The following is a 24,061-nucleotide window of genomic DNA, read 5'->3' on the forward strand; positions in this document are numbered from 1 at the left end:
TTGAGATTTATTTCTTGGTTTCTACTTTTGCTTCAGGAGCTCCATTATTTAATAATGTTTCAGTAACTACACTTCTTTTACCACTAGGTGCAATAACAATGGTTTTCAATACTCTTTTCTCTCCCTTTGGGACAACAACCTTAAAGGGTGCTGTATATAAAAATGCATTTTCAGATGGACGTGAAGAATCTAATGAATAGTAAATTTTACCTCCAATGATAGGCACTTTCAAATCAATGGCAAAATCGCCGCCATTAAGTGTTTTTTCACTTTGACCAATAGGTGTTGGTACCCAAAAATTAACGTCCATTTTATCTAAGCGGGCCAGGTGAACAGGCAAACGTTCTTCTGAAAAGTTTTTTAAATCTTTACGGTCAACAGGAGTCCATGCAATTTCAGAAAGTGCCATTAAACGTGGAAAAGCGTGGTTCTCTATTTTACTTGTGGTTTTAATATATTCCGTCCACATATTGGCTTGAACGCCTTTAATATACTTTCTTTGATCAGCAGTTAAAACTTGTGGAATCGGGTCATAACCATAAATCTTTTGGTAAGGTGCCAAGCCACCAATTGTTAAAGGCTCATCAGGCGATTCAGATTGTTGATGATCAATATATAAACCCATAGAGCCTGGCGTCATAATCACATCATGATTTTGTTGGGCAGCGGCAATTCCACCAGCCTCTCCCCTCCAGCTCATTACTGTTGCGTTTGGTGCTAAACCACCTTCCAGAATTTCATCCCAACCAATGATAGAACGACCTTTTTCATTCACATGTTTCTCGATTGTTTGGATGAAATAGCTCTGTAATTCATGCTCATCCTTCAAACCCTTTTCTTTCATCAAAGCCTGGCAAAAAGGAGATTCTTTCCAATAGGTTTTGGGTGCCTCATCGCCACCGATATGAATGTATTTAGAAGGAAATATAGCAATCACTTCATCCAAAACTTCATTCAACATATTGAATGTATTTTGTGAAGGAACAAAAATATCATCAAAAACGCCCCAGGTTTGCTGTACTTGCTTTCCCTTTCTTGATCCGGCCCATGCCGTTTTATCACTTACAAATGTATCGCGGTCAGGAAAACAGCTTAAGGCAGGATAAGCGGCAATCGCTGCCGATGCATGGCCAGGCAACTCAATTTCAGGGATAACCGTAATGTAACGCTCTGCTGCATATTTTACAATTTCTTTCGCTTCATCTTGTGTGTAAAAACCTTTTACCTCCGTCAGGTAATTTCCAGTTCCCGGATAACGACCAATGATAGAACCATTTCTAACCGAGCCTACAGTAGTTAATTTTGGATATTTTTTGATTTCCAGTCTCCAACCCTGATCATCTGTTAAATGCCAGTGAAAAGTATTGATTTTATAGTAAGCCAGCTGATCAATATATTTTTTAATAAATGAAATCGGGAAGAAATGACGGCTAACATCCAGCATTGTTCCGCGATAGCTGAAACGTGGATAATCATTAATGGAAACTGCAAGAACCGTAATTTTATCACCCGCCTTTTCGGGCATCATTTGCATCATAGATTGAACCGCATAAAATAAGCCTGCACCTCTACCGGTGATAACGATTTGATTGGAATTTATTTTAATGGTATATCCTTCATTGGGTAATTTATCTGCACCAACTGAAGTTAGAAGAATACTTTTTTGATTAGGCTGACTAATTTTAGCTTCTCTAAGTGCAAAACCAGCTCTGCTTACGATGAATGCATTTAATAAATCATTTATCTTTGCTCCATCAATACTCTGATTGATCAGAATTGTTGTTTTATCTAAGATAAAATTTCCGTTAGCTCTTGTAACAGATACCGGCGCTGGAATGATTCCAAGATTTGGATCACTTTGCGCAAAGGCACTTATACTTATTAATACTCCAATAACAATGTGTAAAGCTTTGTTCATGTGTAAGTTTTTTTGAATAAAATTTTCATTAAATTAATCTAAGATATAAATAACAGAAAGATTCTTTATCACACTTTTTTGTTACGAACAAAAAAGAGAAACCTGATTGGGGTTTCTCTTCTCAAAATATTTATGAATAATCTTATGCTTCAACTGGGTGTTCCTTTGCAGCAAGGTATCTTTCGGCATCCAAAGCAGCCATACATCCTGAGCCTGCAGCGGTAACTGCTTGCCTGTAATACATATCCTGAACATCACCACAAGCAAAAACGCCTTCAATATTGGTCAAAGTAGATCCTGGCTTGGTTAATAAATAACCTGTTTCATCCATCTCCAACTGACCTTTAAAAATATCGGTATTAGGTTTATGCCCAATAGCTACGAAGAAACCTTCAATAGCAATTTCAGAAACCTCGTTAGATTGATTATTAAGTACTTTAACTGCTGTTACATTTTTACCATTACCTAGAATTTCCTGAGTTTCGGTGTTGTAGTGCACTACAATATTCGGTGTTGCTAAAACACGACTCACCATTGCTTTAGAAGCACGGAATTCATCTCTACGAACCAACAAGTGAACCGTTTTACAAAGCTTAGCTAAATATGTTGCCTCTTCTGCTGCTGTATCTCCGGCACCTACAATAGCAACATCTTGTCCTTTAAAGAAGAATCCATCACAAACCGCACACGCAGATACACCAAAACCATTATATTGTTGCTCACTAGGTAAGCCCAACCATTTTGCTGTTGCACCAGTAGCGATAATTACCGTGTCTGCAGTAATTGTTTTGATCTCATCTACCACAATTTTATGAGGCGTTGATGAAAAGTCTACAGCGCTGATGTAACCAAAACGGATATCCGTACCAAAGCGTTCTGCTTGTTTACGGAAATCTTCCATCATTTCCGGCCCCATAATTCCTTGAGGATAGCCTGGAAAATTTTCTACATCAGTGGTTTGCGTTAACTGACCACCCGCCTGCATACCAGTATACATAATTGGTTTTAAATCAGCTCTGGCAGCGTATATTGCTGCAGTATATCCTGCAGGACCGGAACCAATGATTAAACACTGAACGTGTTCGTTTTCTTGTGACATTATAGTGTGTGTTTGAAATTCTTAAACTAAAAAGCAAATTTAATGCTTTAAACATTTGTTGGCAAGTACTCATTGTCAACATAGTTTACTTATTAACATGCATTACAATTTAAAGATCAAGACCTGGTATTCAAAAGTTTAAATCTCTGGTTTATAAGTTTTGACTATTTTACCTTAGTTACATAGCTTGCTGCGCCTGATACGCTTGAAATTGCTTTACCATTCTTATTCGGACTGGAAGTATAAGTTACACCTGAATCAGCTCCCTGAATGCGAATCACTTTAACTCCCTGTGCTTTAACCTTGATCCCCGCTCCTGTTACCTTGATGCTGTTGCAGTTTCCGGTAATGACTACGTTGATACTACTGCCTACAACATTAATAGTTTCACCCGTTTCCTACGTTCCTACTTTTGAATTTTGAGCTTTTGTAATTATCGGCGTGACAAATAAAATGGTTAGCGCATTCTTTTTAAGTTTCTCATATCTGGTAAGTTTAAGTTTCTGAGCGAACAAAGATTATAACAGTGCGTATTTATACTTTAAGTTTGAATGATGCCTACATTAAATTTCCTGGTTATTGGTGATTGATTCGCGGCCTCGATGCCCATAGAAATTACTTTCCTAGTTTCCAGCGGATCAATAATACCATCTACCCATAGTCTTGATGCAGCATAGTAAGGTGTAGTCTGGCTATCGTATTTATCGGTAATTTCTTTCAATAGTTCTGCTTCTTTTTCTGGTGTAATCACTTCACCTTTAGCCTTTAATGATGCTTCTTGAATTTGCAATAGCGTTTTTGCAGCCTGAGCGCCACCCATTACTGCAATTTTAGCAGTTGGCCAGGCATAAATTAACCTCGGATCATAAGCTTTCCCACACATGGCATAATTACCCGCGCCATAAGAATTCCCAATTACAATCGTAAATTTTGGCACTACAGAATTGGCAACCGCATTAACCATTTTTGCTCCGTCTTTAATAATCCCACCATGTTCAGACCTGCTTCCGACCATAAAGCCGGTTACATCCTGTAAAAATACCAGCGGGATTTTTTTTTGGTTGCAGTTCATAATAAATCGGGTAGCTTTATCTGCACTATCAGAATAAATCACACCGCCAAATTGCATTTCCCCTTTTTTAGATTTAACGACCTTACGTTGATTAGCAACAATGCCTACTGCCCAACCATCGATACGACCTAAACCACAAACGATACTTTGGCCATATCCTGCTTTATATTCTTCAAATTCAGAATTGTCAACCAAGCGGTTGATGATATCCATTATTTCGTATTGTTTATCTCTGTTTTCTGGGATAATGCCATAAAGCTCTGTTTCACTTTCTTTGGGTTTAGCAGATTTAATCCTGTCAAAGCCTGCATTTTGAGGCGTTCCTAACATGCTCATGATGTTCCGGATACTATCCAGACAAGCTTGATCATTTGGATGCTTGTAATCGGTAACACCTGAAATTTCACAGTGCGTAGTTGCTCCTCCCAAAGTTTCATTATCAACATCCTCTCCTATTGCAGATTTTACCAGGTAGGAACCTGCCAAAAACACAGAACCGGTTTTATCAACAATCATGGCTTCATCACTCATGATGGGAAGATAAGCGCCACCAGCTACGCATGACCCCATAATCGCCGAAATTTGCACAATTCCATCTGCCGACATCATCGCGTTATTGCGGAACATTCTTCCGAAATGTTCTTTATCTGGAAAAATTTCGTCTTGCATTGGTAAATAAACACCTGCACTATCAACCAGGTAAATCACCGGAAGCCGGTTTTCCATAGCGATTTCTTGCGCACGGAGGTTTTTCTTGGCCGTCATAGGAAACCATGCGCCAGCTTTCACTGTAGCATCATTGGCGACAATCATACATTGCCTGCCACTTACATATCCAATTCCGCAAACTACACCCGCAGACGGACAACCGCCTTGATCAGCATACATTCCATCAGCGGTGAAAGCACCAACTTCTAAAAATTCGGTGTCTTTATCAATGAGGTAATCAATCCGTTCGCGAGCCAATAACTTACCTTTCTCCTTTTGCTTGGCCGCATTTTTTTCGCCACCACCGAGGTAAATCTTTTTAAGTTTGGTCCTTAGCTCGTAAACCAATTGTTTGTTCACGTCTTCGTTCTTGTTGAATTCGATATCCATGTTGGCAATTTAAATCTTATTTTGGAATAAAGCATGGCGACCAAATTGGTTTCTGGTCTACGCTGGTTTTTAACCACAAAGAACGCACAGCAGAAGGCGCAAAGAACGCCAAACTCGTGTTCGAAATATTAAACCACAGAATATGGGAGTGATTTTAACCGCAAAGGATGCAGAGAGAAAAGCGAAAAGAACGCCAAGTTGGTGTTTAAAATGTAACCATAGAATACCAAATTTTGACTTCTTCACTTTATTCCCTGTGCAACCTCTGTGTCCTCGGTGGTAAAATCTAAACACCCGGCTTTGCGATTAGAAATAAAAAATAACCACAGAGAAAAAAGCACAGAGATAATGTAATCAATTTCAAATTTTATGTTCTCTGTGAGACCTTCGTGCCCTCGGTGGTAAAATCTGAACACACAGCTTTGATTAGAAATAAAAAGTAACCACAGAGCAAACAGAGAAAAAAAAGCACAGAGAAGTCACTGAGATTATATTGTCGATTCTTAAACTCTCTGTTTTCTGTGCAACCTCCGTGTCCTCGGTGGTAAAATCTGAACACCCAGCTTTGCGCTCTTCGCGAAAAACTTCCCTTCATTTTGCGGTTAACCACAACAAATCATTTTAAAACGATACTTTTGAAGAAACCTCATTAAATGGAGCTAACCATAAATATTCCTGCTTTACTATTTCCAGCCATTAGTTTAATCATGCTGGCTTACACCAACCGTTTTTTGGCTTTGGCAACACTAGTTAGAAGTTTAAAAGCGAAGTATGAAGAAGGCGAGAAAAATATCGGTTTACAAAATCAAATCAAAAACCTTCGCTATCGGTTAAGACTAATCAAAAACATGCAGGCTTTCGGTGTGCTTAGTTTCGCCAGTTGTTTGTTTTGCATGTTTTTTATTTACCTTGATTGGAATATAATAGCCGAAATGCTTTTTGCAATGAGTTTAATATTTTTTATGATTTCGCTGATTATTTCATTGATAGAAATTCAACTCAGCACGAAAGCGCTCGAATTAGAATTGAGTACTTTAGAAGATTTAGACGATGAATCATTAAGTGGATTCATCAAAAAGAAATTCAACAGAGATTAATTTTGTAAAACAACATTATTAATCTTTAACTTTTTCCAGTCTCCGGGAAAGCCTTTTCCTTTTATATATTTTACAGAATAAGGATGTCCCTTTAAGTTTGGATGGTAAATCATATCGAAATCAAAAGTCATTTCTGTATCTGTCTTTTGGACAACAGTAACTTCATTGTCGTTGTAATCCTTTTGGCCTGTTGTAAAAAATTTATCTCCTATATTAGCCTTAAAATCGGCTTTTAAATATGTTTGTAGCGGAGACGTTGGGTAGCCTTCTATTAATCTATTTTGTTCGTCTATTCTTAAATACGAAATGCTAACGGCGTCGCCACCCACTAAAGAATAAAATTTATAGAAAAGTTTCTTATTTATGCTAACCGTATCTGTAATCTCGGTATAGTTAGCACTATTCATAAACCATAAATTACCGATTTGCATCGGCAAAAAAGTATCGTTTGCATTAAGATCCATCACTTTTTCTTTACAGCCTGTAAAAAACAATAAGAATAGCATTACAATTAAGCTGGCACTCTGGCAAGTTTTTTTCATAAGAATCATTCTTCTTTCTAACCAAAACGAGTGCCGCAGTAAAAACGCTACAAAGAATAACCTTAAGGAGTTATAAAATGGTAAAGAAAAACCACCTCACCAGTAAAGGCAGGTTTCTTTTGATCCTCAATTTCCATCTCTATTGCCATATGAACCTTGGTTACACCACGTAAGTTAACAATGGAGGCCAATTTCGCTTTGAGTCTGATTTTAGCATTTACCAACACTGGTTGCGCAAATCTTAAGCTTTCGATACCATAATTAATCTCCATTTTAAGCTTTTGAATATCAACAATCTCTTTCCAAAGATAAGGAATAAGCGAAAGTGTTAAGTATCCATGGGCAATGGTAGAACCGAAAGGCCCTTCATTCTTTGCCTTCTCTTCATCGGTATGAATCCACTGATAATCCAGTGTGGCATCTGCAAACTTGTTAATTTGTTCTTGTGTAATGGTATGCCACGAAGAAACACCAAGTTCTTTACCTAAATGTTGTTCAAATTCCGCGTGAGATGTAATAATTTGCATTTTTATGAATCTTTTATAGTGATAGCAATCCCGAAAACTATTGACGTTTACGATTGCTTAAATTAAATCTTTTTCCTTAAACCAAACCACATCCGGCACAGCCGAATAATTATCCATTTTTTCAATTAATATTTCAGCATCAGTTTCATTGAAAACCAAATCGCGATTGGCAGGCTTTAAAAATTTGCTTTGAACCATCGTTTCCATTTGTGCAAATAGCGGATCGTAAAATCCACCTACGTTTAAAACTCCTATTGGTTTATGATGGAGGCCTAATTGTAGCCAGGTAAGCACTTCGAAAAATTCTTCCAGCGTACCGAAACCACCAGGCAAAATCACAAAACCATCGCTTAAATCGGCCATTTTTTGCTTGCGCTGATGCATGTTTTCGGTTAAAATCATTTCAGTAACACCTTTATGGCCTACCTCTTTATCCATCAGAAACTGAGGAATCACGCCGGTAACCAAACCACCAGCTTCTAAAATATCGTTCGCCAGTACGCCCATCACTCCTACACTTCCTCCGCCGTAAACTAACCTGATCTCTTCCCTGACAAGTGTATCTGCCAACTGTTTAATGGCTTTACGCAACTGTGGATCTCCATTAAAGTTTGAGCCACAATAAACACAAACCGCTCTTAGCTTATTCATCCGATTTAAAAATTTAGCGAAGTTAAGATTTTATCCGTTTGCTATAAATTTTATTCTGCACAAAGCTGTTAATTTAATGTTTTTGTGATTTAAAATACTTTTTTAGTAGTGTATTTTATAGGTTATTAACCATGATTCCAAATATATTGAAGTTTTGAAATAATTAGCTTCCTCTGAAACAATTCAGATCTTAAAAATAAAAAGCGCCGAACAATCGACGCTTCTAATCCAAATAAAGAGAAATTATACAAACTTTAACAGCTTTTAAGACTCTTAAGGTTCTGTTAAAAATTAGAAACTGTAACGGAAAGTAGCGCCATAAGTTCTCGGATCTCCAAGAACACCTGCATACAAACCTGAGTTACCTGCTGCTGCCTGTAATTGCTCATAATAATTTTTATTGGTTAGGTTTCTGCTCCATACAAATACGGAGAACTTATCAGACTTAAATCCAAGTCTCGCATTCAACAGCGAATATCCCTGAACATTTAAAACGCTTGATGGTGTTGGATTTGATGAGTATGTAGAACGGTAACTGGCATCGCCGGCGATAAAGTAACGACCTGGTTTAGTAGCTAAATTACCCGGTGTACTAAATTCTGCACCGCCGGAGACGTTCCATTTTGAGATTCCTGGTAATCTGCCACCCGATGCATCTTTAAATGCTACCTGCGTTGCTACACCGTTTACCAGTTCGGTATGACCGGTTTCTTCTAACGGAAGCGGCGCATTTGTAAAGGTTACATATTTTCCATCCAGGTAGGCCAAAGCTGCATTTAAGGTTAAGAAACGTTCCAACTGATAAGTTCCGTCAATCTCCAATCCTTTAACCTGAACTTTTTCGGCATTGGCAAGATAGCCCCTGTTTACACCGAGTTGTGGCGATTGTACATTGGTTTGATAATCTTTAATATCGGTATTGAAAGCCGTTACATTTAATATCGCTCCTTTAAAAGGTTTTGTTTTAACGCCAAGTTCATAATGTTCTACATACTCGGGCTTCACAACGGCCAATGTTAAATCTGCCTGTCCGTTTGATGTAGTTGGTAAACCACCTACGTTAACCCCAACTGGTTTGTAGGCTGTAGAAAAAGTGGCATAAGCATTTACCTTCGGCGTTGGACGATAAGAAACAGTGATATTTCCAGATAAATTATTATTATCAACTTTCGTAGCAAACTGTTGATTGGCATAAACTGCTGCTTTAAGTGCCAATAATGCAGGATCAGTAGTTTGCAAACCACCATAAGTGTTTCTATCGTAATTTACATCTTTTTTATCATAGGTAAATCTTAAACCTGGCAGCACGTGTAAGTGCTCAATTACTTCCCAGTCGATTTGACCAAATACTGCAGCACTTAATGATTTAATAGTTGAATTGGTCTTAATTCCAAATCCATCTAACAAACCTGGCGTGGAGTATAGCGCTTGTGCGCCCGTATTAGCGGTTTGCACAAATCTCCATTGATCTTTGCCCACTTCTTCCGTTTGACCCAAACCCTGCAGGTTTTGACCAAGAAAAAATACACCGAAAACACCACTTAACTTTTCGGTAATGTCGCCTGCATATCTAATCTCTTGTGAGTATTGATCGTGACGCGAGTTACCTTGTGATTTAGTAAGTGCAGATAATTCAGAAAAATCTCTATCATTTGTTGGATCCCAATTCCAGAACCTCCAGGCCGTGGTAGAAGTTAATGTTCCGTTGCCAATTTTATAATCTACGTTTAGTGAAATACCACCAATTGATTGATTATGTCTCCAGGGCGTATTGGTATTGATTTCTCTTGAAAATGGATTAATTTTGGGTTGTTGGTATCCTAAATCTGAAACAATTCTGGCATATTGACGATAGGCACTTCTTTCGGTTGTGGTAACACCAGCAATGACTAAAGGATAACCTGCCGGATGCTGAATGCTCACATCTCCACTTAATAAGATTTTTAATTTATCAGATGGCGTAAAATATAACTGACTCTTGAAACCTAAATTGTTCTGACCGCTATATCTTCGCTCCTCTCTAGTATTGTAAATCGTACCATCACGTTGTGTACCAGATATCGAGATTTTTGCCGCAAGATTTTTTGCAACACCACCAGAAACTGATGTTTTAGCCTGAATAAAATTATAGTTACCAACGCTCATTTCAACTTTTGCTGTCGGCGTTTGTGTAGGTTTAGTGGTGGTGATATTAAAGGCACCTGCGGTTGTATTTTTACCAAATAACGTTCCTTGTGGTCCGCGGATAACTTCAATTTGTTCAATATCAAGGAAATCGGTAGAAGTAGCAGCCGGGCGTGCGTGATAAACGCCATCCACGTAAAAACCTACACCTGGATCAATTCCATCATTCGTTAATCCAAAAGTAGAACCTAATCCCCTAATATTTAATGTGGTATTTCTGGCGTTTGAAGCATACAACTGAACCGAAGGAACCAATTCTTTCAAACGATTAACATTAAAAGCACCTGCATTTTCTGCCGCCTGACCGCCGATAACGGTGATTGGAATCGGTACATCCTGTAAAACTTCCGAACGTCTTCTTGAGGTTACTACAATTTCATCAAGCTGGGTGTCTTCTACTAAAACTAATTCAATTGGAGCCTCCTGAAGTCGCAAAATTTGAAAATCCTGAGGTTTATATCCAACATAACTCACCCGGATATAAAATGGAGGTTGTTGTTTGGCATCGATGGCAAAGGCACCCTCAACATCGGTAATAGTTGCAATTTTTGTGCCTCTTACCGTAATGGTTGCACCAGGAATGGTTATGCCATTGGTACCTTTCACTATTCCTTTTACCGTATTTTGAGCGAATACAGTAGTTGCAGATAGTATAATAGCAAATAAAATAAGTAAACTTTGTTTCATAATTACATTTAATGTGTTTGGTTTAGATATATTGATTATTGATCCTTTCGGAAATGTTTTGCTTGAGCACTTAGCGCAGAGCAGCAACATGTTTTTGATTTCAGATTGATTGGCTTCATATTTAATTATATTAAATCTATAGATTTAGTCGACAAATATATTAAAAAAAAGTATTTGCCAAATTTTATTTTGTGATAATTATTATCTGAGGATTTAAAAATGTTCGCCAAGCAATTTGCACCCAAACAAATGCACTAATGACCATTGAATCAATGAACAGACCATTGAACCAATGAACAATTTTGTTGCCACGAAAGCACAAAACAACACGGATCGATTTGTACCCAAACAAATGCACTAATGACCTTGAACTAATGAAAAGTTTTGTTGCCACGGAAGCACAAAGTAACACGGGATAGATAGCGCTTTTTTGGCCATAGATTCGCAGATTTTAGATCGCTTGTCTAATTTCCAAAAGTGAAGAAGCCTTTGCAAATTTTATACCTTATTAAGGTAGGAGAAACTAAGTATAAAAAAAGTGGGGCTATCTTTAGGACGCCCCACATTGTAATATTATTATTTTAGAAGCTTTTCTAATACGGTCGAAGAACTAATGACTATAAAGCTTTAGTCTTTTAGCTTTCGTCTTTAATCCTATCTCGTATAATTTGGTGCTTCTTTAGTAATGGTAATATCGTGTGGATGACTTTCACGCATACCAGCAGCTGTAATTTGAACAAACTGCGCTTCCTGTAAAGCCTCAATAGTAGCGGCACCACAGTAGCCCATACTGGCACGAAGTCCGCCGATGTATTGATACATTACTTCGGCTAAAGTACCTTTAAAAGGAACGCGACCAACAATTCCTTCAGGAACTAATTTCTTGATATCATCTTCAACATCCTGGAAATAACGGTCTTTAGAACCTTGCTCCATTGCTTCGATAGATCCCATTCCGCGGTAAGATTTAAATTTACGTCCTTCGTAGATGATCGTCTCACCTGGAGACTCTTCCACTCCTGCGAATAACGAACCAGCCATTACGGTATCTGCTCCGGATGCAATTGCCTTTGCAATGTCACCGGTATGCTTAATACCCCCATCTGCAATAACTGGAACTCCTGTTCCTTTTAATGCTTTGGCACATTCGTAAACGGCATATAATTGAGGAACACCAACACCTGCGATAATTCTGGTGGTACAAATAGAACCCGGACCGATACCAACTTTCACCGCATCAGCACCAGCATCTGCTAAAAATTTAGCGGCTGCACCAGTGGCGATATTACCAACAATTACCTGTAGATCAGGATATTTCGCCTTTACTTCTTTTAGTTTATCCACTACCCCTTTCGAATGTCCGTGAGCAGTATCGATGGTAATTACATCAACACCTGCATGAACTAAAGCATCAACACGCTGTAGAGTATCAGCAGTTACGCCAACGGCGGCACCTACTCGTAATCGACCACGTTCATCTTTACAAGCAGCAGGATAATTTTTAACTTTTGAAATATCTTTGAAAGTGATTAAACCACTTAAATAACCATCTTTAGAAACAACTGGTAATTTTTCAATTTTATAATTCTGAAGAATTTCTTCTGCCTGAACCAGATTTGTTCCCTCTGGCGCAGTAATTAGATTTTCTTTTGTCATGACTTCAGCAATTGGCCTGGCCATGTTTTTCTGGAAACGCAAATCGCGATTAGTAATAATCCCAACTAGTTTATTGTCGCTGCTCACCACTGGAATACCACCAATTTTGTGCTCTTTCATGATTTTGAAAGCATCGGCAACGACTGCTGTTTCCAATAGTGTAACCGGATCCTGAATCATTCCGCTTTCTGAACGCTTAACTTTACGGACCTCTTCGGCTTGTCTTTCGATCGTCATGTTTTTGTGTAACATCCCAATACCCCCATTTTGCGCAATGGCAATGGCAAGTTCGGCTTCGGTTACGGTATCCATCGCTGCAGAAATCAAAGGAACGTTAAGCTTGATTTTTTTGGTTAAGAAAGTGGCTGTATTTACATCGCGGGGCAGAATTTCAGAATAAGCGGGTACTAAAAGTACGTCGTCATATGTTAAACCTGTTGCAATAAATTTTGTGGAGTCGAGTTGCATAGCAAATAAATTACGATTTATTATTTGCCAGGCAAAGATAAGATAAATAAGTTGATTTTTAAAACTGGATTCTGTTTTGGAAATGTAAAAAGGAAATAAAAATGCCCCGAAGATAGTCGAGGCGCTAAATGTTTTCACAACGGAATAATCCTTATTGTGATTTGCTTTCAAGTCAAAGGTATAATTTATTTTAATATACAGCATACGGGAAACCGTAATGAATTAAAAATAAATGAATTTAAGTTTGAATATGATATTAACGATGTCGGTTTGTTGGGATTGAAAAAATTAAACCAGATATTGTTAAAATATTAAAATAACGCTCATGAAGAAAATATTAGGACTTGATTTAGGAACAACATCTATTGGATTTGCATATATAAATGAAAGCGATGATTTCACAAATTCATCAATAGAAAAAATTGGTGTTCGTGTAAATCCATTAACTACAGATGAACAAACCAATTTTGAAAAAGGCAAGCCTATTACTATTAATGCAGACAGAACATTAAAACGCGGAGCTAGAAGAACATTAGATCGTTATCAACTTAGGCGTTCTAATTTAATTGATGCATTAGTTAAAGCTTATATCATTAATAATGATACCATCTTGGCCGAAGATGGAAAAAATACTACTCATTCTACTTTTGCACTAAGGGCTAAATCTGCTGTTGAGAAAGTAGAAAAAGATGAGTTCGCCAGAATTCTATTAGCCATAAATAAAAAAAGAGGTTACAAAAGTAGTCGTAAGGCTAATAATGAAGATGAGGGCCAGGCAATTGATGGAATGTTAAATGCCAAAAAATTATATGATGAAAATCTAACTCCTGGTCAACTCTCTTATCAATTACTAAAAGAAGGAAAGAAACAATTGCCAGACTTTTATCGATCTGATTTACAAGCAGAACTTGATAAAGTGTGGGAATTTCAGAGACAATTTTATCCTGAAATTTTAACAGATCAATTTAAAAAAGAGCTTATTGGAAAAGGGCAGAGAGCAACATCTGCTATTTTTTGGAAAACATACAATTTCAATACTTCAGATATAAAAGGCAGTAGAGAAGAAAAAAAATTAAAAGCTTATCAATGGCGAAATAACTCGATCAGTCAACAATTAGATAAAGAAGAAGTTGCATATGTAATTACGGAGATCAACAATAATTTAAATAATTCAAGCGGTTATCTTGGTGCAATTAGCGACAGAAGCAAAGAATTGTATTTTAACAAACAGACTGTTGGTCAGTACCTGTATAAACAAATTCAGGATAATCCACATATAAGATTAAAAAATCAAGTTTTCTACCGTCAGGATTATTTCGATGAGTTTGAAACCATTTGGGAAACACAATCAAAGTTTCATCCTGAGTTAACGGAAGAATTAAAAAAAGAAATTCGGGACATTATTATTTTTTATCAACGAAAATTAAAATCACAGAAAGGCCTAATAAGTTTTTGTGAATTTGAAAATAAAGAGATTGAGATTGATAGAAATGGACAAAAAGTTAAAAAAACTATTGGTTTAAAAGTTGCGCCGAAATCTTCCCCCCTATTTCAAGAATTTAAGATTTGGCAGGTATTAAACAATGTGCTGATCAGAAAAAAAGGTAGTAAAAAACGTGTACTAAAAGATGCTAATCAAGAAGAAATTTTTAGCCTAAGCTTAGAAGATAAACAGACTTTGTTTAATGAATTAAACATCAAAGGAAATTTAAAAGCCAATAAGATTATCGAATTACTAGGCCGAGAGGCCAAAGAATGGGAAATCAATTATACTGAGATTGAAGGTAATCGAACCAATAAAGCTTTATATGAGGCATATTTTAAAATACTGGAAACAGAAGGCTATAATGAAGATTTATTAAAACTATCTGACAAAGATGAAATCAATATTACCGAACTAAGCACACCTGTTGCAGAAATTAAAGATATGGTTAAGCGTATTTTTGAAGTTTTAGAAATCGACCAAAATATTTTAGAATTCGATGCAGAGTTAGATGGCAAAGATTTTGAAAAACAAGCATCTTATCAATTGTGGCACTTACTATATGCTTATGAGGGAGATAATTCTGCAAGCGGCAATGATAAATTGCACGAATTACTTGAGCAGAAGTATGGTTTTAAAAAAGAGCATGCTCAAATTTTAGCTAATGTAAGTTTATCTGATGATTATGGAAACTTAAGTGCTAAAGCGATACGAAAAATCTATCCACATATAAAAGAATTACATTATGATAAGGCTTGCTTTCAAGCCGGATATAAACATTCTGCATCATCATTAACTAAAGAAGAAATTGCCAATCGACCATTAAAAGACAGGTTAGATTTACTAAAGAAAAATAGCTTACGTAATCCTGTTGTAGAGAAAATCCTTAATCAGGTAGTTAATGTAGTAAATACTTTAATTGAAACGAACAGTGAAAAAGATGCAGATGGCAAAATCATTAAATACTTCAAATTTGATGAAATAAGAATTGAGCTGGCCAGAGATTTAAAGAAAAATGCAAAAGAGCGGGCAGAAATGACCACAAATATCAATTCGGCAAAAATTGCTCACGAGAAAATTTTTAAACTATTACAAACAGAATTTGGCGTAAAAAACCCAACTAGAAATGATATTATTCGATATAAGCTTTATGAAGAATTAAAAAATAATGGGTATAAAGATCTATATACAAATACATATATCGCAAGAGAGATATTATTTAGCAAACAAGTGGACATTGAACATATTATTCCCCAATCTAAAGTATTTGATGATAGTTTTTCTAACAAAACTGTTGTATTTAGAAAAGACAATTTAGATAAAGGGAATAAAACAGCATACGATTATATCGACAGCAAATTCGGCAAAGAAAAACTAACTGATTTTGAACAGAGAATAGAATTTCTTTTTGAGCAAGGAAAAAAAAATAAAGAAGAAGGAATTTCTAAAGCAAAATATCAAAAACTATTAAAACAAGAAGCCGAAATTGGTGACGGATTTATTGAACGTGATTTAAGAGATAGCCAGTACATTGCAAAGAAAGCAAGAAACATGCTTTATGAAATTTGTAGAATTGTTACGCCTACAACCGGAAGTATAACTGATAAACTTCGATCAGACTGGGATTTAATCAATATTATGCAAGAACTCAATTTCGATAAATTTAAGAAATTGGGTTTAACTGAACAGGTTGAAAAAAAAGATGGCAGTTTTAAAGAACGTATTATTGATTGGAGTAAACGCAACGACCATCGGCACCATGCCATGGATGCCTTAACTATTGCTTTTACGAAACAAAGCCACATTCAATACCTCAATTTTTTAAATGCCAGAAAAAACGAAAATCACAAAGAACATAACGCCATTATTGGTATTGAGGGAAAAGAAACTACTTGGAAATACGATGATGATGGAAACAAGAAACGCATATTTAAGTTACCACTATCCAATTTTAGAGAAGAAGCCAAAAAGCATTTAGAAAACATATTAGTTTCTCACAAGGCAAAAAACAAGGTTGTTACCAAAAACAAGAATAAAACTAAATCTGCCAAAGGCGAAAAAACAAAAATTGAATTAACACCAAGAGGGCAACTACATAAAGAAACGGTTTATGGAAAGTATCAATACTACGTTAGCAAAGAAGAGAAAATAGGAATTAAATTTGATCAGAACACAATCAACAAAATATCTAACCCAAATTATAAAAAGCTTCTATTACAGCGTTTAGCAGAATATGGTAACGATCCTAAAAAGGCATTTACGGGGAAAAATGTTTTAAGTAAAAATCCAATTTATTTAAATGATGCTAAAACCGAAATCTTACCAGAAACAGTAAAACTAATCTGGTTAAAGGATGATTACTCAATAAGAAAAGACATCACACCTGATAATTTTAAGGACACTAAAGTTGTTGATAAAATTTTAGATGAGGGTGTAAAGCGCATTTTAAAAGAGAGATTAGCAGAATACAATAACAATCCGAAAGAAGCTTTTTCTGATTTAGATAAAAATCCAATTTGGCTGAATAAGGAAAAGAGCATTTCGATTAAAAAGGTTAAGATTAGTGGCGTTAACAATGTAGAAGCTTTACATTATAAAAAAGATCATTTAGGTAATAGGATTTTAGATGAAAATGAAAAACCGATTCTAGTAGATTTTGTGAGTACTGGAAATAACCATCATGTAGCGATTTATAAAGACGAAAAAGGAAACTTACAAGAAAGAGTGGTTTCTCTATTTGAAGCTATTCAGTTGGTAAATGCTGGAGAACCTATAATAACTAAAGATTATAACCAAGGTTTAGGATGGCAATTTTTATTTACTATGAAACAAAATGAATACTTTATTTTCCCTAATGAACAAACTGGTTTTGATCCTAAAAGTATTGATTTATTAGATCCTAAAAACAATAAGGAAATTAGCCCTAACCTATTTAGAGTACAGAAAATTGCGGCAAAAAATTATTTTTTCAGACATCATTTAGAGACTACAGTTGAAGAAAGGAAAGAGTTAAAAGATACAACCTACAAACCCCAATTAGGATTAAATGCCATTTCAAAAATTATTAAGGTTCGCATAAACCATATTGGCCAGATTGTTAAAATAGGAGAATATTAATCATTAAACACATCAGAACATAATTAAAATATAAATAGCAAACCACTCCTAAAACTTCTTCCACAGAAAAACCGCGAATTTCGACGAGGGAAGATTTAATCAGAATGGTTGCACCTGGAAACAGGTGTTTCCTATGCTTTTGAATGCGCTCGGTTCTTCGCGGTACCATCTGTCGTATGCTTAAGCGAAGGGCCACCTTTTTCTGGGTGTTTAATTTAAAACATTAAACCCTAACGCTAATGCCCTCACTACACTGGATCGGAAAAGAAAAGGTTATCAATCACCATCATGATATACCTTTCAAAGTTTTAAACAAACAATATACCTTCAATGCTGATGATGAAAATCATTACAATGAAAGTAAAATCATTCACGGCGACAACCTCGAAGCACTTAAGGCTCTCCTACCTGAATACGAAGGTAAAGTGAAATGCATCTACATCGATCCGCCCTATAATACAGGCAAAGATGCTTGGAAATACAACGACAGAGTAGAACATCCTACCATTAAGAAATGGCTTGATCACGTAGTTGGAAAGGAAGGCGAAGACCTCTCCAGGCACGATAAGTGGCTTTGCATGATGTACCCCAGAATTAAGCTTTTACAAAAACTCTTGTCGAAGGATGGAGTAATATATATTTCAATAGACGATCATGAAGTATTCAACCTTAAATTAATCCTCAATGAAATTTTTGGATTAAATAATTTTATTGGAAATATTATTTGGGAAACTGCTACAGACCACAACCCAAGGCAGATTTCAGTTGAACATGAATACGTACTTTGCTACGCTAAAAATAAAACACTTCAAAAGGAATGGTTCACAAAATCACAGGCTGCCGAAACTATCCAGTCGAAATACGATGACTTAAAAGTAAAATATTTATCTGATACCATTAAAATTCAAGCTGAACTTAGAAAATGGATTAAATCAAATAAGTCGAAGTTAAATCTAGTCGAACATTATGATAATGTTGATCAGAAGGGGGTTTTCCATGATGCAGATGTAGCTAACACAAAATTTGGAGGTTATGCTTATGAGATTTTACATCCTACTACAGGCAAACCTTGCAAAATCCCAGAAAAAGGATTTAGGTTTCCTGAAGAAACCATGAAATCATTAATAGCAAATGATGACATTATGTTTGGCGATGATGAAAATACATTAATCAAACCAAAAAAAAGGATAGAAAATGTTAAGGATAGATTGAGAAGCGTAGTTTATGAGGATGGAAGAGCATCCACAAAAGATCTGGAATCGATGTTTCAAAAGGAAATATTTAAAAATCCTAAGTCGGAAACCGTAGTTAGAAGATTAATTAGTTTCTGTACCGATTCCAACTCCATCATCCTCGATAGCTTCGCTGGTAGTGGAACAACTGCACACGCCGTGCTCAACCTCAATCAACAAGATGGAGGAAACCGCAAATTCATTCTCATAGAAATGGAAAAGTATGCAGAAAGTATCACTGCAGAAAGGGTTAAAAGAGTAATTAATGGTTATGCGAATAAAACCGGAACTGGAGGTTCTTTTTCTTACTACAGCCTGGGCGAATCACTATTTACTGGCGAAAATAACGAATACCTTAACGAAGCCGTTGGCATAGATAAAATAAGAAATTACGTTTGGTATAGCGAAACCAGAAGTCCTTTATTGAACGACATCCATATCGACCATCCCTTTCTTGGAAAGCATCAGGGTACAGCCTATTACCTCCTTTACCACGCAAAAGAATTTTCTTCGCTGGATTATCAAACACTGGAAACCATAAATATTCAGGCTGATCAATATATCATTTACGCAGATAACTGCCTGCTATCAAAAGAATTCTTGCTTAATCATCATATCATTTTCAAAAAAATACCAAGAGACATTAGCCGCTTTTAATTATGGAACTGAAAAACTATCAAAGTAAGGTTATTCAAGATTTGGAAACTTATTTAAATTACATCAAGCAATATAAAAAAACGGATCAATCGTTCAACCAGTTCTGGGAAGATCGGATTGGTAGCTACAACGCCTTAACTGGCGAAGGTATGCAGCCTTACAAAAATACTATTCCAAATGCAGCAAATGTGTGTATAAAAGTTCCAACGGCTGGTGGCAAAACTTTTATTGCCTGTAATGCACTTCATACTGTTTTTAGCGCTTATCCATTAAGCATGCCAAAAGTGGTAGTCTGGTTGGTTCCGTGGAGTAATCTGCTCGATCAAACCGTAGCTGCGCTTAGCAGTCCAGACCACCCTTACCGACAAAAACTGAACAGTCTTTTTAACCACCGGGTAGAAATTTATCAGAAGAAAGATTTGCTACAAGGCGCAAACTTCAACCCATCAATTGTACAAAAACAGCTTTCTATTTTTGTAATGAGTTTCGCCAGTTTAAGGGCAAAAAATAAAGAAGATCGAAAAGTTTACCAGGAAAATGGACAACTGGCTTCATTTGCTTCTTTTTTCAAGAGTAGTCATCATTTTCAGGATGATACCGAAGAAACCTCGCTAATTAATGTCATCAGAAATCTTCAGCCTGTGGTTGTGGTGGATGAAAGTCATAATGCAGAAAGCGCACTGAGTATAGACATGCTAAGGGCGCTGAATCCATCTTTTGTACTCGACTTAACTGCTACGCCCAAAAATAACAGCAACATTATCAGTATGGTGCCGGCAATTGAGCTAAAGAAGGAAAACATGGTAAAATTACCAGTAATCGTTTATAATCATCACGACCGAACAGCGGTGGTAAACAGTGCATTTCATTTGCAAAGAAGGCTAGAGTTGCTGGCCGTTGAGCAGGAAAAAACTGGCGGAAGATATATTAGGCCTATTGTATTATTTCAGGCTCAGCCCAACACAGGCGATGAAAATGTAACTTATGAGAAATTAAAAAAACAACTAATTTCAATTGGCATTCCTGAAAATCAAGTCAAAATTAAAACAGCTACTATGGATGAATTGAAGGGAATAGACCTCATGTCTAGCACCTGTGAAGTTCGTTTCATCATTACCATTAATGCACTAAAAGAAGGTTGGGACTGTCCTTTTGCCTACATTTTAGCGTCTCTTGCCGATAAGTCTTCTGCTGTGGATGTCGAGCAGATTCTGGGTAGAGTACTGCGGCAACCTTATGTTCAAAAACATAAAAATTACCTTTTGAATGTATCTTATGTACTAACGGCATCGGTCAAATTTAATGACACCTTACAAAGTATCGTAAAAGGCTTACAGTCATCAGGCTTTAGCGATAATGATTATCGTGGTGTCGATATGATGGAGCGTATGGATAATTCGGAGCAGATCATCATCGAAAATAAACAGCTCAATTTAACAGATACTGTAGACATTGAAACAGAAATCGACCTTCAAAACCTGAATTTTGATAAAGCATCGGTCATCGAACCCGTTGTCAATCATATTGAAAAGGTCGCTTTTGAACAAAGTGAAACCATGCAACAACTTATTGCTAGTCAAAAAACACAAATAAATGATGATCATATTTTCGAAGAAATGGGCGAAAAGATTAGACGTTACCGATTAATTGAACAGCATAAAAAACACTTAATCGATTTAAAACTACCTAAATTTTACCTGCACACCACACAGAACAGTTTGTTTAGCACTGGAAAAATTAGTTTAAGTCAGGAACCCTTATTAAATCAGTTTAAGTTAAGCAACGAGGATATTAAGATAGATTTTAACACCACTTCATCCGATTTATATAAAGTAGATCTTGAAGAAGTTGGAAAAAATGATTTCGATGCCCGCTTTTCTAAAATTGAAGATTTGATGTTTAGAGAACCAGTGGTTGCCTACATCATGTCTAAACCTCCGGAGCGACAAATAAAAGATATTGTACATCAGCTGATGAAAATTATCGGAGATATGTACCCTATCCCCGATCAGGAAATAAGACTCTATATTGAAAGGGTGCTGTCCTCTCTTAATCCAGAACAGTTGCAGGATATTTTAACCCGAAAGGATGATTATTCAAAGAAAATTAAAGCAAGAATAAAACACCATGCAGATGGCTATGCCGAACAACGATTTAATGACATGATTAAACTCGGCAAAATAAATACCGAACCTGCATGGACATTTCCCGAACAAACTGTACCTGGTAATGTGGGTGCTTCTATCAGCAAATCACTTTATGAACGGGAAGGAACAATGAATGGTTTTGAGACTACTGTAATATCTGCAGTTTCTGCACTGCAGAATATTGTTTTCTGGCATCGCAATTTAAGTAAAGGAAAAGGTTTTAATATCAATGGTTTTAAATCAAACCACTATCCTGACTTTATTTTATATACCAAATCTGGAAGAATTATCCTGCTGGAAACAAAAGGCGATGATAGAGATAATTCTGATAGTAGATCTAAATGCAGGTTAGGAAATAAATGGGCAGAATTGGCTGGTGAGAAATTTAACTACTTTATGGTCTTTGAACAAAACCAAATTGAAGGCGCTTTCAGTATAAATAAATCGATTGAATTGATAAAGGAGCTGTAAAATGATTAAAAGAACACTCCACTTCTCAAATCCGGCATACTTAAGTTTACAGAAAAACCAGCTGGCCATTGATTTACCACATTTAAAATCGCTGGGAGAAAAAGAATCAAAGAAGTCGATTCCGATAGAAGACATTGGAATTATCATTTTAGATCATCAGCAAATCACCATTACGCATGGATGTATTGCAGCATTATTGGATAATAACGCTGCAATTATCACCTGTAATCAAAGCCGACTTCCAACAGGCATGATGCTGCCAATAGATGGCCATAATACACAAAGTGAACGTTTTCGCTACCAGATAGATGCTTCACAACCCTTGAAAAAACAATTGTGGCAACAAACCACGCAAGCTAAAATTTTGAATCAGGCTGCTATACTTTTCAACCGAGGTATTGCCTGCGACAATATGGTACATTGGGCCAAATCTGTTCGTTCTGGAGATCCTGACAATTATGAAGGCAGGGCCGCAGCCTATTACTGGAAAAATGTATTTCCAAAAAAGTTAGATTTCTTTCGTGGCCGGGAGGGCGATCCACCCAATAATCTGCTTAATTACGGCTATGCCATTTTAAGGGCCATTGTTGCTCGTGGATTGGTTTGTTCTGGTCTGCTCCCTACCCTCGGCATTCATCATCGAAACAAATACAATGCTTACTGTCTAGCCGATGACATTATGGAGCCCTACCGACCTTATGTTGATGAAATTGTATTGGGCATGATAGATCGTGGCGAAAACTTCTTGGAGTTGGGAAGTTCTATCAAAACACAACTTTTAGGCATCGCTACTGTTGATGTACATTTCGATAAAAATAGAAGTCCGCTAATGGTTGGCCTACAAAGCACTACTTCATCTTTAGCCAAATGTTATGAAGGAACGATTCGAAGAATTAATTATCCAATGATGAAAAGTTTTGAGACAAAGAGAACATTTAATTACAGGGAGGAAGAAATCCCGGAGTCTATCACTATAAATGAAATTACAGAATCTGGATACCAAAAACCTGATGACGAATTACCTTTTTAATTGATGCGTTTAAATGAATATCGAATTTTGTGGATATTAGTTTTTTTCGATTTACCTACCGAAACCAAAAAAGAACGTAGCGTAGCCAGCAGATTTCGCCAGGATATTATGCGTGATGGATTTGCTATGTTTCAGTTTTCGATTTATTTGAGGCATTGTAATAGTAGAGAAAATGCTGATGTACATATTAAAAGAGTTAAAAAATTACTTCCAGAAAAAGGCCACGTTGGTATAATGACGGTTACCGATAAACAATTTGGCATGATGGAATTATTTTATGGAAAGAAAGAAAAAGAGTTACCTGATACCCCACAACAGCTCGAATTATTTTAAAAATAACAATTTAGGATAATAGAAATACTTAGAATAAAAATCCTGATGCAATTACATCAGGATTTTTTTAATTCTAATTTTTGAACTAACCTACTGACGGATAGTTAATTGAACTAAGGTATGTTGTTGTAAATATCAGTAGTTCAAAGAATGAAAGCAAATCACAACTTTATTGCCATACGGGATAAACTAGGGGCTGTTGTTGTAAATATCAGTAGTTCAAAGAATGAAAGCAAATCACAACAAATAAAGTTTGCATCTTTGTTGTGTCGAGTTGTTGTAAATATCAGTAGTTCAAAGAATGAAAGCAAATCACAACAAACAAGTCTTTTCAAAGTCGGTGACGTTTGTTGTTGTAAATATCAGTAGTTCAAAGAATGAAAGCAAATCACAACAAGGTCTACTGTTTATGTAAATAACATCGAGTTGTTGTAAATATCAGTAGTTCAAAGAATGAAAGCAAATCACAACTATCCGCTACCTCTTGAAAAGTAATGCTTCGTTGTTGTAAATATCAGTAGTTCAAAGAATGAAAGCAAATCACAACAGGTTAACGCTACTTAACTGGCCAGCTGGCGTTGTTGTAAATATC

The 24,061-nt window shown here is 36.3% G+C and carries 15 protein-coding genes and 1 CRISPR repeat array (1 of these 16 cut by a window edge); of the genes, 6 read left to right on the top strand and 9 right to left on the bottom strand.

Annotated features, from left to right (window positions below; genetic code table 11):
* Positions 1 to 7: 7 nt before the first annotated feature.
* The 4 genes from EV200_RS16580 to EV200_RS16595 form a co-directional block, all read right to left on the bottom strand.
* Positions 8 to 1,918, bottom strand: coding sequence for a beta-N-acetylhexosaminidase (locus EV200_RS16580; RefSeq protein WP_132534624.1), 1,911 nt, complete (start codon positions 1,916 to 1,918; stop codon positions 8 to 10).
* 142 nt (positions 1,919 to 2,060) lie between these two features.
* Entirely contained in the window at positions 2,061 to 3,017 is a 957-nt protein-coding gene (gene trxB / locus EV200_RS16585) for a thioredoxin-disulfide reductase (protein ID WP_132534626.1), read from the bottom strand.
* Between the two features lie 164 nt (positions 3,018 to 3,181).
* Positions 3,182 to 3,400: a DUF3060 domain-containing protein gene (locus EV200_RS22235; protein ID WP_132534746.1), complete on the bottom strand. Its 219-nt coding sequence runs from the start codon at positions 3,398 to 3,400 to the stop codon at positions 3,182 to 3,184.
* 158 nt (positions 3,401 to 3,558) lie between these two features.
* Positions 3,559 to 5,187: an acyl-CoA carboxylase subunit beta gene (locus tag EV200_RS16595; protein ID WP_132534628.1), complete on the bottom strand. Its 1,629-nt coding sequence runs from the start codon at positions 5,185 to 5,187 to the stop codon at positions 3,559 to 3,561.
* Between the two features lie 653 nt (positions 5,188 to 5,840).
* On the opposite strand from EV200_RS16595, the gene EV200_RS16600 reads away from it, so the two are divergent.
* Positions 5,841 to 6,284: a DUF2721 domain-containing protein gene (locus EV200_RS16600; RefSeq protein WP_132534629.1), complete on the top strand. Its 444-nt coding sequence runs from the start codon at positions 5,841 to 5,843 to the stop codon at positions 6,282 to 6,284.
* Here EV200_RS16600 and EV200_RS16605 read toward each other — a convergent pair.
* The 5 genes from EV200_RS16605 to guaB form a co-directional block, all read right to left on the bottom strand.
* The gene (locus EV200_RS16605; protein ID WP_132534631.1) at positions 6,281 to 6,826 is read right to left on the bottom strand and encodes a hypothetical protein; all 546 of its coding nucleotides are present in this window, start codon (positions 6,824 to 6,826) and stop codon (positions 6,281 to 6,283) included. The two genes, EV200_RS16600 and EV200_RS16605, sit on opposite strands and share 4 nt — an antisense overlap.
* A gap of 62 nt (positions 6,827 to 6,888) precedes the next feature.
* Positions 6,889 to 7,353 (bottom strand): MaoC family dehydratase, encoded by a 465-nt coding sequence (locus tag EV200_RS16610; protein ID WP_132534632.1) that lies wholly within the window; start codon positions 7,351 to 7,353, stop codon positions 6,889 to 6,891.
* Positions 7,354 to 7,410: 57 nt separating this feature from the next.
* A complete protein-coding gene (locus tag EV200_RS16615) occupies positions 7,411 to 8,004 on the bottom strand; it encodes an LOG family protein (protein WP_132534634.1) in 594 nt (197 codons plus the stop codon).
* Positions 8,005 to 8,295: 291 nt separating this feature from the next.
* On the bottom strand, positions 8,296 to 10,875 hold the full coding sequence (locus EV200_RS16620) for a TonB-dependent receptor (RefSeq protein ID WP_132534636.1): 2,580 nt from the start codon (positions 10,873 to 10,875) through the stop codon (positions 8,296 to 8,298).
* A 654-nt stretch (positions 10,876 to 11,529) separates the two neighbouring features.
* Positions 11,530 to 12,999 carry an IMP dehydrogenase gene (gene guaB, locus EV200_RS16625; RefSeq protein ID WP_132534638.1) on the bottom strand — a complete coding sequence of 490 codons (1,470 nt, stop codon included), beginning with the start codon at positions 12,997 to 12,999 and terminating at the stop codon, positions 11,530 to 11,532.
* Positions 13,000 to 13,324: 325 nt separating this feature from the next.
* On the opposite strand from guaB, the gene cas9 reads away from it, so the two are divergent.
* From cas9 to cas2, 5 genes are all read left to right on the top strand, one after another.
* Positions 13,325 to 17,599, top strand: coding sequence for a type II CRISPR RNA-guided endonuclease Cas9 (cas9, locus tag EV200_RS16630; RefSeq protein ID WP_132534639.1), 4,275 nt, complete (start codon positions 13,325 to 13,327; stop codon positions 17,597 to 17,599).
* A 239-nt stretch (positions 17,600 to 17,838) separates the two neighbouring features.
* Entirely contained in the window at positions 17,839 to 19,488 is a 1,650-nt protein-coding gene (locus EV200_RS16635) for a site-specific DNA-methyltransferase (protein ID WP_132534641.1), read from the top strand.
* Between the two features lie 2 nt (positions 19,489 to 19,490).
* Positions 19,491 to 22,106 carry a DEAD/DEAH box helicase gene (locus EV200_RS16640; RefSeq protein ID WP_132534643.1) on the top strand — a complete coding sequence of 872 codons (2,616 nt, stop codon included), beginning with the start codon at positions 19,491 to 19,493 and terminating at the stop codon, positions 22,104 to 22,106.
* Position 22,107: 1 nt separating this feature from the next.
* Positions 22,108 to 23,136 carry a type II CRISPR-associated endonuclease Cas1 gene (gene cas1 / locus EV200_RS16645; RefSeq protein ID WP_132534644.1) on the top strand — a complete coding sequence of 343 codons (1,029 nt, stop codon included), beginning with the start codon at positions 22,108 to 22,110 and terminating at the stop codon, positions 23,134 to 23,136.
* A gap of 3 nt (positions 23,137 to 23,139) precedes the next feature.
* Entirely contained in the window at positions 23,140 to 23,469 is a 330-nt protein-coding gene (gene cas2 / locus EV200_RS16650) for a CRISPR-associated endonuclease Cas2 (RefSeq protein WP_165877951.1), read from the top strand.
* Between the two features lie 122 nt (positions 23,470 to 23,591).
* Positions 23,592 to 24,061: direct repeats of the CRISPR family, unit length 46 nt; unit sequence GTTGTTGTAAATATCAGTAGTTCAAAGAATGAAAGCAAATCACAAC; it runs 1,700 nt beyond the window's last position.

The sequence above is a fragment of the Pedobacter psychrotolerans genome, from assembly GCF_004340665.1.
GTDB classification, from domain to species: Bacteria; Bacteroidota; Bacteroidia; order Sphingobacteriales; family Sphingobacteriaceae; genus Pedobacter; species Pedobacter psychrotolerans.